The 12,626-nt window shown below is 64.7% G+C and carries 12 protein-coding genes; 7 read left to right on the top strand and 5 right to left on the bottom strand.

Going from position 1 to position 12,626, the window contains the following annotated elements:
• The first annotated feature begins 84 nt into the window (after positions 1-84).
• Complete coding sequence (locus tag J1C49_RS21745) at positions 85-207, top strand: hypothetical protein (protein ID WP_255670710.1); 123 nt, start codon at positions 85-87, stop codon at positions 205-207.
• 200 nt (positions 208-407) lie between these two features.
• Here J1C49_RS21745 and J1C49_RS13360 read toward each other — a convergent pair whose 3' ends face one another.
• Positions 408-2,051 carry a CTP synthase gene (locus tag J1C49_RS13360; RefSeq protein ID WP_227446328.1) on the bottom strand — a complete coding sequence of 548 codons (1,644 nt, stop codon included), beginning with the start codon at positions 2,049-2,051 and terminating at the stop codon, positions 408-410.
• A 261-nt stretch (positions 2,052-2,312) separates the two neighbouring features.
• Positions 2,313-2,672: a preprotein translocase subunit SecG gene (secG, locus tag J1C49_RS13355; protein ID WP_227446363.1), complete on the bottom strand. Its 360-nt coding sequence runs from the start codon at positions 2,670-2,672 to the stop codon at positions 2,313-2,315.
• Positions 2,673-2,834: 162 nt separating this feature from the next.
• Between secG and nthA the strand changes: the two genes are divergently transcribed.
• Genes nthA through J1C49_RS13340 form a run of 3 tightly spaced genes read left to right on the top strand, consistent with a single transcriptional unit; the run spans position 2,835 to position 4,449 of the window.
• Positions 2,835-3,455: a nitrile hydratase subunit alpha gene (gene nthA, locus J1C49_RS13350; RefSeq protein WP_227446327.1), complete on the top strand. Its 621-nt coding sequence runs from the start codon at positions 2,835-2,837 to the stop codon at positions 3,453-3,455.
• Positions 3,452-4,126, top strand: coding sequence for a nitrile hydratase subunit beta (gene nthB, locus J1C49_RS13345; RefSeq protein WP_227446326.1), 675 nt, complete (start codon positions 3,452-3,454; stop codon positions 4,124-4,126). Before nthA ends, nthB begins: the two co-directional genes overlap by 4 nt.
• Positions 4,123-4,449, top strand: coding sequence for a nitrile hydratase accessory protein (locus J1C49_RS13340; RefSeq protein WP_227446325.1), 327 nt, complete (start codon positions 4,123-4,125; stop codon positions 4,447-4,449). Before nthB ends, J1C49_RS13340 begins: the two co-directional genes overlap by 4 nt.
• Before the next feature lie 314 nt (positions 4,450-4,763).
• Here J1C49_RS13340 and J1C49_RS13335 read toward each other — a convergent pair whose 3' ends face one another.
• On the bottom strand, positions 4,764-5,159 hold the full coding sequence (locus J1C49_RS13335; protein WP_227446362.1) for a DUF6524 family protein: 396 nt from the start codon (positions 5,157-5,159) through the stop codon (positions 4,764-4,766).
• 154 nt (positions 5,160-5,313) lie between these two features.
• Here J1C49_RS13335 and J1C49_RS13330 point away from each other — a divergent pair, with 154 nt between their 5' ends.
• Positions 5,314-6,609 carry an adenylosuccinate synthase gene (locus J1C49_RS13330; protein ID WP_227446324.1) on the top strand — a complete coding sequence of 432 codons (1,296 nt, stop codon included), beginning with the start codon at positions 5,314-5,316 and terminating at the stop codon, positions 6,607-6,609.
• Between the two features lie 9 nt (positions 6,610-6,618).
• Positions 6,619-6,852, top strand: coding sequence for a DUF2842 domain-containing protein (locus J1C49_RS13325; protein WP_227446323.1), 234 nt, complete (start codon positions 6,619-6,621; stop codon positions 6,850-6,852).
• 461 nt (positions 6,853-7,313) lie between these two features.
• Here the strand turns inward: J1C49_RS13325 and J1C49_RS13320 are convergent, their stop codons facing one another.
• Entirely contained in the window at positions 7,314-10,673 is a 3,360-nt protein-coding gene (locus tag J1C49_RS13320) for a hypothetical protein (protein WP_227446322.1), read from the bottom strand.
• 139 nt (positions 10,674-10,812) lie between these two features.
• Between J1C49_RS13320 and J1C49_RS13315 the strand changes: the two genes are divergently transcribed.
• On the top strand, positions 10,813-11,499 hold the full coding sequence (locus J1C49_RS13315) for a thiamine diphosphokinase (protein WP_227446321.1): 687 nt from the start codon (positions 10,813-10,815) through the stop codon (positions 11,497-11,499).
• Here the strand turns inward: J1C49_RS13315 and J1C49_RS13310 are convergent.
• The gene (locus J1C49_RS13310; protein ID WP_227446320.1) at positions 11,420-12,370 is read right to left on the bottom strand and encodes a DMT family transporter; all 951 of its coding nucleotides are present in this window, start codon (positions 12,368-12,370) and stop codon (positions 11,420-11,422) included. The genes J1C49_RS13315 and J1C49_RS13310 overlap by 80 nt on opposite strands.
• Positions 12,371-12,626: the final 256 nt, after the last annotated feature.

Raw genomic sequence — 12,626 nt, 5'->3', positions numbered from 1 at the left:
TTTGTTCTCAAATGTTCGCAAAAAGTTCTTTACGGGGCGTTAAGGATATGAGAACAAATAGGCAACGCAACGATGGAGGTTCCGATGATCGACCAAGTCAAGACAGCGCTGACCCGCCAGGCCGGCACGCTTTGGCAAGACGCGCTCGGTGCGGCCTCTCTCGTGGTGATCCTTGTTTCTGCCCTTCATCTTCCTGCCATCATGTAAGGGTATTGTTTCTGCCTGCGTGTTTCGTGAACCGGGTTTGATGATTCTCTCTGTCCCGAGAATTTGACCTGTCCCCAGATCGGCCTGCCTGCCGAACGCCCGTCACGACAGATCACACGCCCCTTGCCGCCGCCTCCTGCCCGGAGTGCGGCGGTTTTTTTATGCTGGAACGGTGGGAGGGGGCGGAGGCCGGGGCCGCGTCAGACCAGACGCGACACGTCCTTGGCGGCGCGCACGAAGTCGCGGAACAGCGGGTGCGGGGCGAAGGGTTTGGACTTCAGTTCGGGATGGAACTGCACGCCGATAAACCAAGGATGATCCGGCCATTCGACGATTTCGGGCAGCTTGCCATCGGGGGACATGCCGGAAAAGGCCAGCCCGGTTTCCTCAAGCTTTTTGCGATACTTGATATCGACCTCGTAGCGGTGCCGATGGCGTTCGTCGATCGTGGTCTTGCCATAGACCTCCGCCACTTTCGACCCTTCGCTCAGAACCGCGTCATAGGCGCCAAGCCGCATGGTTCCGCCTTTTGCGTCATCGGGGCGGCGGTTGACCTTCTCGTTGCCCTGCACCCATTCCTTGAGGTGGTAAACCACCGGTTCGAAACGCTTTTCTCCGGCTTCGTGGTCAAATTCCTCGGAGCCGGCCTTGGCCACGCCGGCGACGTTGCGGGCCGCTTCGATCACCGCCATCTGCATGCCAAGACAGATCCCGAGATAGGGGATCTTGTGTTCCCGCGCGAATTGCGCGGCCTTGATCTTGCCTTCGGTGCCGCGCTCGCCAAAGCCGCCGGGCACGAGGATGGCGTCGAATTTCTCGAGATGCGGCGCGGGATCCTCGCGTTCGAAAATCTCTGCGTCGACCCATTCCACATGGACCTTCACCCGGTTGGCCAGGCCGCCATGCGTAAGCGCCTCGGCAATGGATTTGTAGGCGTCCTCGAGTTGCACATATTTGCCGACAATCGCAATGGTGACCTCGCCTTCGGGGTTGTGGATGCGGTCATACACGTCCTCCCACTTGTCGAGGTTGGGCTTCGGGGCGGGCGTGATCTGGAACGCGTCGAGCACGGCCTGATCGAGACCCTCGCGGTGATAGGCCAGCGGCGCATCGTAGATCGACGGCAGATCCTGCGCGGCGATCACGGCATCGGGCCGCACGTTGCAGAACAACGCGAGCTTTTCGCGTTCCTTGCGCGGGATCGGGCCCTCGGACCGGCAGACGAGGATATCGGGTGCCAGCCCGATGGAGCGCAGTTCCTTCACCGAATGCTGCGTTGGCTTGGTCTTGAGCTCGCCCGAGGCCTTGATGAAGGGCAACAGCGTCAGGTGCATGAAGATGCATTGGCCGCGCGGCTTGTCTTGGCTGAACTGGCGGATCGCTTCGAAGAAGGGCAGGCCCTCGATATCGCCGACCGTGCCGCCGATCTCGCAGAGCATGAAATCGACCTCGTCCTCACCGATCGAGATGAAATCCTTGATCTCGTTGGTGACGTGCGGAATCACCTGAATGGTCTTGCCCAGGTAGTCGCCGCGACGCTCCTTTTCGAGCACGGTGGTATAGATCCGCCCCGACGAGATGGAATCCGTGCGTCGCGCGGGCACGCCGGTGAACCGTTCGTAGTGACCAAGGTCAAGGTCGGTTTCCGCGCCATCGTCGGTGACGAAGACCTCGCCATGTTCGAATGGCGACATGGTGCCGGGATCGACGTTGAGATAGGGGTCGAGCTTGCGCAGTCTCACCGAGAAGCCGCGCGCTTGCAACAGCGCGCCAAGTGCGGCGGATGCCAGACCCTTGCCAAGCGAAGAAACCACACCACCGGTGATAAAGATGAAGCGTGCCATGTGGCCGGACCCCGTGAAATATGGCACGCGACCGGATCGCGCGCCGTTGCCTGATTGTTGGTGAAGATCCGCTGTGGCGGTCGATTTAAGACCGGAACGGGACCACCCGCCGCTAAAAAACGGCAGCATCACGGGATTTGAGAGGTAGCGGATTCGCGCAAAAATGTCCAGAGCCGCCGCAAGATGCTGTTGCGGCGTTCGGGTAAACATCAAACGCTTGTGGGCGGTGCCCCCGGCCTACGCGGCGGGGGCCTGTCAGGATCAGTCGGCGCGCGGCACGAGCGGTGCGTCGGGGTCAATCGTCGACGGCGGCGGCAGGAGCGCGTCCGTGTCGATCTCGCCGTCTTCGGCCGCGGCAGGGGCGCCACCAAACCGGTCCATCACGGATGTGCCTTCCGCATTACGGGCAGAGATCACCGTCAGCGTGAGGGACACGGCCATGAAGGCAATGCCAAAGACCCAAGTCAGCTTGGTCATCGCATTGGCCGCGGAGCGTTGCGACATGGCCCCGCCACCGCCGCCGCCCATACCAAGCCCCCCGCCTTCGGAGCGCTGGAGAAGCACCACGCCGATCAGGGCGAGAGCGAGAAGAAGAAGCACGATAAGAAGGACGTTTTCCATGAGGGCCTGCGGCTGTCTGCGGATCACGTGGTATCTATGCGAGGTATGGGCGCGGCGCAACCCGCCAAAATACCCCCCGAGGCCGGGAAATCGCGCGCCGCGCGCGCGGCCGGGCGCAAAGCGGGCTTGCCCTGCGGAGCGCGGCTGGGGCATGGTTTGATCATGCCTCATGACCATGCCGACCCCGACCACGCCCAAGCGCATCTGCCCTCCGACCCCGCACTGCGCGTCAAGGCATTGGAAACGCTGCTTGAACGCAAGGGTTTGATAGACCCTGCGGCTCTGGATGCGATCATCGATACCTACGCCCACAAGATCGGGCCGCAGAACGGCGCGCGCGTGGTGGCCAAGGCGTGGCGCGATCCCGATTTTGCCCGCGCGCTGGATGAAGACGCCACGGCGGTATGCGCCGAGTTGGGGTTTTACGGTCGCCAGGGGGAGCATGTTGTCGCGCTGCGCAACACGCCGGACTGCCACAACATGGTGGTCTGCACCTTGTGTTCCTGCTACCCGTGGCCGCTTCTGGGCATTCCGCCGGGCTGGTACAAATCCGATGCCTACCGGTCCCGTGCGGTGCGAGAGCCCCGCAAGGTGCTTGCGGAGTTCGGGGTTGCGTTGGCGCCGGATCAGTCGGTGCGCGTGTGGGATTCGACCGCGGAAATCCGCTATCTCGTGATCCCCATGCGACCGGAAGGCACCGAAGGGTGGGATGAAGAGGCGCTGGCGGCGCTGGTGACGCGCGACAGCATGATCGGGACGGGCCTTGCCCGGACGCCGCAATGACGCGGGTGCATGACATGGGCGGGCGTTTCGGCGATGGCGCGGTGACGCCGGAGCCGGAAGATGCGCCGGTTTTTGCCGAACCGTGGCACGCGCGCGCGCTTGCGCTGACGCTGGCCGCCGGGGCGTTGGGGCAATGGACGCTGGACCGGTCCCGCTTTGCCCGTGAAAGCCTTGCGCCGTCCGATTACGCGGCGTTTTCCTATTACGAAAAATGGCTTGCCGGCTTGGCGGATCTGCTTGTGGCGCAAGGGGTTGTCACCCGAGAGGAGCTTTCGGGAGGCGAACCGGCCACGTCGGAACTGGCGTCGCGCCGCTTGCCCGCGGAGCGGGTGCCGAAGGTGCTGGCATCGGGCGGACCGACCGATCGCACCGGCCCGGATGGCCGCTTTGCGGTGGGGGACCGGGTGCGCACGCGCAGGCCGGCCCGCAATACGCTGGTTGGCGGCGGCCACACGCGCCTGCCGGGCTATGCCGCCGGTGTCGAGGGGCAGGTGATCCTGTGCCACGGCCCGCATGTGTTTCCGGACAGCAATGCCCATGGGCTCGGTGAAGCGCCACAGGCGCTATACACCGTTATGTTCGATGCCGCCGCGCTTTGGGGTGATCCGGAGCGGGCGGGCGACAGCGTGACCTGCGATCTCTGGGACAGTTACCTGGAGCCGGTGTTGTGAGCGCCGAAGCGGAGACGCCACCGCCCGAGCCGGTGTTCGGGGCGCCGTGGCACGCGCAGGTCTTTGCGCTGACGGTGCATCTTCATACGCGCGGAGCGTTCAGCTGGACCGATTGGGCGCAGATGCTGGGCGCGGTTCTGGCAGAACACGGGCTGAACAAGGAGCTTGATGGCGGGGACGATTACTTCCTCGCCTGGGTCAGCGCGCTTGAGCAGATCTGTGCCCGTCAGGGGCTCGCCGATGCCGCGACGCTGCAGACGCTCAAGGCGCAATGGGCGGCCGCCTATCGCGACACGCCGCACGGTGCGCCGGTGCATCTTTGATCCTGCCGGAGTGGTGGGCGCGGCGTGTGTCCGGGCCGGTGACACTGGAGCCAGTTTGAGGGCGGCGGGTTGGGTTATGACCTGAAGGTTCGCGGCCAATTGGATTCTGGCCCGTAGGATGGTGGCCTGCGGGATCGCGGCCATCACGCGGGTGACAGCTGGGATCGATGCCGCCATGCTGATTGACGCGATCATTGGTGCTGCTTTCTGTGCGGCTCGCGTCCGTGATGCGGACCGCCCGTCACGAGGCTATGCGTGTCACTAGGCCCTCCGTGTCACGAGGCCCTGCGTGCAACAAGGCCCCTGCGAGCGGGCTATTCCTCGACATCATCCATGTCGACCTGACCGGACAGGCGGCGGCGGATGATGGACCAGCTCAGCCCGACGCCAAGCACGACGGAAAGCGCAAAGATCCCGACCCAGGTGGCCAACGTCGGATCGGAGGGATCAAAAAGCCCGAAATCCTGAGCGACCCAGAGGATCGCGGCCACCAGCGCCAGCACCAGAACCATGCCACCCGCGCCAATGGACCGCAGCGTGGCGCGCAGGTAGATGATGAAGCCGATCGTCAACAGAAGGCCGGCGAGCACGATCATCGGCAATTGCTCGCCCCAGTTGCTTTGCGCCCAACGCACGTAGTTCCATTGCGTCGGGTTATAGGTGGCGGCAATCAGGAGGAAGGCAAACAGCCAGCGCAGCAGGAAACTCATCATGGGGCCTCGGTCGGGACGGTGAATGTGTTCCCTGTAGCGATTTCGGGGCGCTGCGCCAATGGGCGACACGGGGATGCGCGGATTTAGCGGTTTCGCGAGGGGCAGGCTTTGCGTATAGGGGGCGCGCGATACAGAATAGGGACGCACTGATATGGCAAATGTGGTCGTCGTCGGCGCCCAGTGGGGCGATGAAGGCAAAGGCAAGATCGTGGATTGGCTTTCGAGCCGCGCGGATGTGATTTGTCGCTTTCAGGGCGGGCACAATGCCGGTCACACGCTGGTTGTGGATGGCACGGTCTACAAGCTTCATGCGCTGCCCTCCGGCGTGGTGCGGTCCGGCAAGCTGTCGGTGATCGGCAACGGTGTGGTGCTTGACCCCTGGCACCTGCTGTCGGAGATCGAGACCGTGCGCGCGCAGGGTGTCGAGATCAGCCCAGAGACGCTGATGATTGCGGAAAACACGCCGCTGATCCTGCCGATTCATGGCGAACTGGACCGGGCGCGTGAAGCCGCCGCCAATCCGGGAACGAAGATCGGCACCACCGGGCGCGGCATCGGACCCGCCTATGAGGACAAGGTGGGCCGCAGGGCGGTGCGCGTGGCCGACCTTGCCGATGCGCCGACGTTGGAAGCGCGGGTTGATCGGGCGCTTGCGCATCACAACGCGCTCCGGCGCGGTCTGGGGCTCGATCCGGTGGATCGCGACGCGCTGATTGACCAGCTGCGCGCGGTGGCACCGGAGGTTCTGCGCTACGCGGGGCCGGTCTGGAAGGTGCTCAACGAGAAGCGGCGCGCCGGCAAGCGGATCCTGTTCGAAGGCGCGCAAGGCGCGTTGCTCGACATCGATTTCGGCACCTATCCTTTCGTGACCTCCTCCAATGTGATCGCGGGGCAGGCCTCCACCGGAACCGGTATCGGACCGGGGTCGATCGATTTTGTGCTCGGGATCGTAAAGGCTTATACGACCCGCGTTGGCGAGGGACCGTTCCCGACCGAGCTGGACGACGCCGATGGCGAGATGCTTGGCGAGCGCGGCCACGAGTTTGGCACAACCACGGGGCGAAAGCGCCGCTGCGGCTGGTTCGACGCGGTACTCGTGCGCCAAACCTGTGCCACCTCGGGGGTTTCGGGGATTTCGCTGACCAAGCTGGATGTGCTCGACGGGTTCAAAACGCTCAAGATCTGCGTTGGGTATGAGCTGGATGGAGAGCGTCTGGACTACCTGCCCTTTGCGTCGGATCAGCAGGCGCGCTGCACGCCAATCTATGAAGAGATGGAGGGCTGGTCCGAATCGACCGAGGGCGCGCGGAGCTGGGCCGATTTGCCCGCGGCTGCGATCAAATATGTGCGGCGCGTCGAGGAGTTGATTGGCTGCCCGGTGGCGCTGTTGTCCACCTCACCGGAACGCGACGACACCATCCTTGTCACAGACCCCTTTGCGGACTAACTCCCGATCATGGCACTGAGTTACAAAGCACGTCGTCGTTGGTCCCTTGTGATCCTTCTGGTTGGGTTGCCGCTTTACGTGGTGGCTTGCGTGACGATCATTTCGTTGTTCGACCGCCCGCCGATCTGGCTCGAATTCCTGATCTATGTGGCGCTCGGCATCGTGTGGGCGTTCCCGTTGAAGTCGGTGTTCAAGGGCATCGGACAGGCCGACCCCGACGCGCCACGCGATGACCGACCCTGACCGCCACGGGACGAGCGGTACTTGCCTCGCCACGTCATGGCGCGCCGTGAACGTGGCGGGGAAATCGAGCTAGACACGGCACGCGATGACCGACCCTGACCTCCAAGGGACGACCGGCATCAGCGTCGCCACGTGATAGCACGCCGTGAAGGTGGCGGGGGAATTGAGTGCGACACGCGACTCGACAACCGGCCCTGATCGCCACAGGACGACCGACCCCGACACACCACGCAATAAACGGGGCTGATCGCTCCAGGGCACGGGCCTTGTGAGACAGCGGATCGCGGAAGGATCCGACGTGTCGCACGGATGCTCCATTGCTCAGGGCGCGAAGTTTCGTCTGTGATGCGGGCCACCCCGTCGAGAGTCACGGAGCCGGTGCTGACCACTTTTTGCGAGACATGAAAAAGGCGACCCGCTTGGGGTCGCCTTCATCCGTTGTGATCGCGCGGTGCGGCGGCTCAACCGGCCGCGCGGCTGTCCGGTCGGAAGCCGATCTGATCGGACGCAGTGAAACGGCCGCCGCTTGTCTTCTCGATCTTGCCTTCGCGCAGCAATTTGCCAAAGCTGCGCAGCCGGTCTTCGCGGCTCGACTCTCCGCCTTCGGCCTGGCGCACAATGGTCATGAGCTGCGGGCGAGAGAATTGCGGCCGCTCTTCGACGTAGGACATATAGGCCGCGGCGGCTTCGAGCAGTTCCGGAAGATCGCGGGCGCCCACATCTTCTGCATAGGCGACGAAACCGCCATGGGCATCGGTGGAGAGGGCTGCGCCGGTCTCTTCGGCGAGGCTCACGCGTCGCGGCCGCACCGGTGCTGCGGTTGTGTCGGCGGCAGGTTGCGCGACGCGCTGCTCGGCCACAAGCGTGAGCGGCGCGGGGCGCGGCGTGCCGGGCTGTTCCGGACGCTCGGACCTGATCGCGGCCGTTTGCGGCCTGCGCGGGCGCACCACGGTTTCGAGATCGCGCCGATACGCCTCCGTTGCACCCTGTTCGTCCTTGCGCATCAATTGTTTGTCCGCGCGGGTTGCAGCCACGGCGGCGCGCAGATGCGCGATGGCGCTGCGGCGGCGATTGCCTTCGGGTTCTTCCAGGGCGCTGTCCGTCTGCGCCATCAGCCGGCTTGCGTCATTCTCCTCCACGGAGCTTTCGGTGAGCATGGCCCGGGCCGGCGAGGCGAGCCGCACAGCCTTGCGCGCGCCTTCGATATCAATATCCGGCTCGGGCTGCGGTGCGACAGGATCTTCAAGGCGGAGCGGCGCCGCATCTTCTTCGATCGTGTCGCGCTCAAGCGCGGCAGCTGTATCCTCTGGCCAATCGTCTTCGGTGATGGGGCTGTCCGCAACGAAGGCCTGAGGTGGCTCGGCACTGTCTGCATATGTGTCTTCGTCGAATTCTGCCTTGATCTGTTCCAGTTCTTCGCGCAGCGCGCGTTCTTCCTCGGTGTCGAGCCCTGTGTCGGCCGACGCGGCGGATAGCGGGTCGTCTTCGATTTCTTCGACATCGCCCTGAGCAAGGGCCTGATCGAACACCGCACGTTTGACCTTGACGACGCGGGCGCGCAGCGGCGTGGCACGGTTTTCCGCGAGCGCGGGGTCGGTCTCTGACACCCTATCGGCCTCGCTGTTGGCACCATCATCTTGCTGAGTGTCCTCGGCAAAAATCGCCGACCAGTCGTCATCCGCATCGCGCACGGTGGCGGTCACGTCTTCCTGAAGGTCGACTTCGTCTTCCGTCTCCGGGAGAGCGGTCGGTTCGCCGAGCACCAGCGGCTCAGACGGCAGTGGCGGAGCTGCCTGTGCGGCGGTTTCGGGCGCGGCGCTCTCTGGCGAGGCGCTTTCCATCAGGCCTTCCCATGCAGCGTCGTTGGCTTGCTGCAAATCGTCTTCGACTGACTCCGCGTCATCGTATACGGCCGCGTCGGTGGGGTCGGAAGCAACGGCCGTCGGAGCAGGCGTGGCCTCCGGTTCGGGCGCTTCCACGGGGGCGGCAAGCCCGTCATCGAGGCGGAGCGTCGCTTCGAGGTCGTCCGTTTCCGGAGCGTCTGCGGTGTCATCGGCAAAGACATTTGCGACCGGCGCGTCGCCATCGCTCGACGACAGCAGTTCGGAGAGCCCGGCGATGGGGTCTTCGGGCTGGTCGGGCGCCGATTGCTCGGTCCACGCGTCACCGGGCGCATCCTGCGCCGTCTCGACGGTGCTTGTTTCGGCGTCTTCGACGACCGCGGCGAGCGTGTCGGACAGGTCGATCTCGTCGCTTTGGCCGGCAGGGACGGCCGCAGGTTCGGCGGCGGCGGCCAGCGTGTCGGCGAGAAGGGTTTCGAGCGGGTCCTGCTCTGTTGGACCGTCGTCCCTGGTCGCCTCCGCCACCGCGCTGTCGTTATCCATATATTCGTCGAGATCCGCCGACTCTGTCGGCGCCGCAACGGCATCGTCGTCCTGCAAGCCGATCTCATCTGTGCGGAGATCGTCGGTATCGGTCTCCTCGAACTCCGCGAGGTCGATGGCACCGTCCTGCGCGTGTTCGGACACCGGATCAGCGTCTGACTGGGGGTCCCGGGCGGGGGCGTCCGCCGGTTGGGCCGAAGCTTCGGTATGCGCATGGCGGGAAGCGGCAGGTCTTGTGCCGGGCTCCGACAAGATGAACCGGTCTTCGGGATCCGAAAGGCTGACCGGTTCGGCCGGATCATAGAGCGCATCGAGCGCACCGGTGATATCGAGCTCTGGGTTGAGCTCATACTCTTCGGCGTATTGCGCGGCGGCGTCCTGTGTCTCTTGTGTCTCCGACACCGGCTCCGCGCTGTCGTCATCGCTGGCGGCCGGCATGTCTTGCGACGCGGCCTGCGGCAGATCGTCGAACACCGAAGCCAGAGGCGCGGTATCCACCGAATCGGTCAGATCGTCGGTATCGAACAGCGGGTCGGCACGGTGGAGGCCAGCGCTGTGCGCGTCCGTCGCCCCCTCGTTCTGCGCCTTGCGGGCAACCACGTTGCGGATGCGCTCAAGCTTGGCGGCGATGCTGTTGGGGGCGGGGGCTTGCGTCTCAAGCACAGGCTCGGGGGACGATGCCGGGCCGTCGTCAGACGCGCCCGTTGCCGCATCCTCTTCCGCCAAAGCCACGGCCTCACCCGGAGCGGCGTCCGCGTCGGCCTTCATGCTGTCCACATCGGTCGACGGTTCGGCGAGCATTGCGGCCAGCGCATCGGCTGCGCCATCGTCGCGTGCCTCGCGCGTCGGGGCTGCATCGCCCATTGCGGCGGCCAGCGGGCTGTCGTCCAGCGCCGGTTCCTCCGCCGGGGGGGCGTCCGTCAGGCTTTCGCCTTGCGTGTCGGCGGCACCGTGACCGAGCGTGTCCCCGGCAGGCCCGTCGAGGGCGGGATCGTCGTTTGGAACCTCGACGATTTCGGCGACCGCGTCGATCGTGTCGTCGTCAGGCAGGCTGTCCGTCAGATCGACGTCATCGCCGTCTTGCGCATCAGCGCGGGAAACTGGGGCCGCGGCTTGCATCCTTCCGGAGGCGAGCGATGGTCCGGCGGCAAGCGCCGCGGCCAGGGCACCGGAAGAGGCAGCTCCGGTACCGAATGCAGGAGAACGAACCGTGAGAGCGCCGCCGGCCTCGATGCCGTCGATCTGGCGCCGCATCATCTCAGAGGCAAGCTCGGGGTCGAACTGGGGCGGTTCGGCCCCGAAAAAGCGATCCTCGGTCACAACGGATCTGAAAAAATGCGTGGCATCCTTCACCGCGGCCAGTGGATCCTCGAACCCTTCTGCCGTACAGGAAAACGTGCCGTAAGAGACCGTCAGAATTTTGGTCGAACTCACCATGGGGCTGCTCTCTTTCTTTCGTGTCGCAACAGAGTGTTTACCATGTTGGAAAAGTCGAAAGCCGACCGAATCCGTGTTTAGCAGGGTATCATTTCGTGACTTGATTGTGATCTGTTTCTCAGAAGGCCGTTAACTGCGCATGAATGATCGCATTGTTCGCAAATTGTCACCAATTCTGCTGGTCGGTGGCGGCGATTGCCGCAATTGCGGGCTTTCGGAGGCCATGCGCACGGCTCAGACTGTCGTGGCAGCCGATGGCGGCGCCGAAGCCGTGCTCGCCCGCGGGCGGATTCCGGATGCCGTGATCGGGGATATGGACTCACTTTCGCCACAATTGGCCGCGCAGATCCCCGCGGAGCGCCGCCACCAGATCGCCGAACAGGACAGCACCGATTTCGACAAGGCGCTTCGGAGTATCGCGGCGCCGATGATCCGGGCCTTTGGTTTTACCGGCAAACGGCTCGACCATCAGCTTGCGGTGCTCAGCGTTCTGGCCCGCTACCCCGAACAGCGCGTGGTTCTGGTGGGGGCGGAGGATGTGACCATCCTGTGCCCGCCGCGGATCACGGTGCCGCTTGCGCCGGGCACGCGGGTGTCGCTCTGGCCGCTTGCACCGGTGTCGGGGCGCTCAACCGGGCTGCGCTGGCCCATCGACGGGATTGCGATGGCCCCCGACGGGAGGGTCGGCACGTCGAACGAAGCACTGGGGCCCGTGACGCTGGATATGGCTGCTCCGCGCATGTTGCTCATCCTGCCGGCGTCTTGCCGGGAGGCGCTTGAGACGGCCGCGCAAGATGCGCCGCAATGGCCCGCTCGCGCAGAATGATGTAAAGCCCGGCCCCGACCGTGATCATGATGCCGAGGCTTGCAAGCGGGTTGGGCAAATCGGCAAAGAGCAGGTAGCCGATCACCGTGGCGACGGGGATTTCCAGATACTGCACCGGGGCGAGCGTCGAGGCTGGCGCAAACCGCAACGACCATGTCATGAGAAGGTGGGCCAGTGTCCCGGCAAGCCCCATGGCGGCGATCAGGCGCCATTGCGCGCCATCCGGCGACTGCCAGGCAAGCAAGGCGTCAAAAGACCGAGGCGCAAGAAAAACCATGGGCAACAGGATCGCCGTTGCCATGAGGGCCGAGATGGCCTGCATGCCGATGGGATCGACCTCCCGCGCGATGACGCGGGTCGACAGCATGAAGCCGGCAAAGAGAAAGGCGACGCCAAGCGGCAGAAGAGCGGGCCAGCCGACATCTTCAAACGCGGGTTGGATGACGAGAAGCGTGCCGGTGAATCCCACCGCGCAGGCCGCGATCCGGCGCCAGCCAACCTCCTCGGCCAGAAGCCAGTATCCCAGCAACAGCAGAATGAAGGGCATCACAAAGGCGATGGCGATGGCGTCGGCGAGCGGCAGGTAGATCAGGCTGGTGAACATCAGGGTGATGCCGAGGATGTGGAAGACGGTCCGCAGGGCGGTAAAGCGCCAGGCGCGGGGGCTCATCTGCCAGCGGCGCCGGCTCAGCACCATGATGGGCACAAGGATCGCGGCCTGAAAGGCAAAGCGCAACAGGACGAGCTGTCCGGTGGGCAGGGTGCCGCCGAGCATCTTGGCCAGTGCATCACCAAACGGCGCGAGGATGCAGAAGCCGAGCATGAGGGTCAGGCCGAGTAAGGGGCGGTCGGCGTCGCGCAAAGGGGTCATCGGCGCTAGGCTAGAGCGCAATCCGGGAAGTGGGAACCAGTATTCGGGATGGGTTGTGCGGTTTGCCCGAGCGCGAACCGAGATGTGGGCACTGGTTTTCGGGACGGGTTGCGCGGTTTGCCTGCGCGCGAACCGAAATGTGGGCACTGGTTTTCGGCACGGATTGCGCGGTTTGCCTGCGCGCAATCCGGGAAGTGGGAACCGGTTTTCGGGATGGGGTGCGCGGTTTGCCCGCGCGCAAACCGAAAAGTGGGAA

Source organism: Cognatishimia sp. F0-27 (assembly GCF_020667845.1).
GTDB lineage: Bacteria > Pseudomonadota > Alphaproteobacteria > Rhodobacterales > Rhodobacteraceae > JAFMPQ01.
This window is presented reverse-complemented; position numbering and strand designations above follow the sequence as displayed.

Bases quoted from the DNA above. Each gene is read 5' to 3' on its own strand.
- J1C49_RS13325 (WP_227446323.1), top strand. From the start codon at position 6,619: ATGGCACTGAGTTACAAAGCACGTCGTCGTTGGTCCCTTGTGATCCTT.
- secG (WP_227446363.1), bottom strand. From the start codon at position 2,672: ATGGAAAACGTCCTTCTTATCGTGCTTCTTCTTCTCGCTCTCGCCCTG.
- J1C49_RS13330 (WP_227446324.1), top strand. From the start codon at position 5,314: ATGGCAAATGTGGTCGTCGTCGGCGCCCAGTGGGGCGATGAAGGCAAA.
- J1C49_RS13335 (WP_227446362.1), bottom strand. From the start codon at position 5,159: ATGAGTTTCCTGCTGCGCTGGCTGTTTGCCTTCCTCCTGATTGCCGCC.
- J1C49_RS13315 (WP_227446321.1), top strand. From the start codon at position 10,813: ATGAATGATCGCATTGTTCGCAAATTGTCACCAATTCTGCTGGTCGGT.
- J1C49_RS21745 (WP_255670710.1), top strand. From the start codon at position 85: ATGATCGACCAAGTCAAGACAGCGCTGACCCGCCAGGCCGGCACGCTT.
- J1C49_RS13360 (WP_227446328.1), bottom strand. From the start codon at position 2,051: ATGGCACGCTTCATCTTTATCACCGGTGGTGTGGTTTCTTCGCTTGGC.
- nthB (WP_227446326.1), top strand. From the start codon at position 3,452: ATGACGCGGGTGCATGACATGGGCGGGCGTTTCGGCGATGGCGCGGTG.
- J1C49_RS13310 (WP_227446320.1), bottom strand. From the start codon at position 12,370: ATGACCCCTTTGCGCGACGCCGACCGCCCCTTACTCGGCCTGACCCTC.
- nthA (WP_227446327.1), top strand. From the start codon at position 2,835: ATGCCTCATGACCATGCCGACCCCGACCACGCCCAAGCGCATCTGCCC.
- J1C49_RS13320 (WP_227446322.1), bottom strand. From the start codon at position 10,673: ATGGTGAGTTCGACCAAAATTCTGACGGTCTCTTACGGCACGTTTTCC.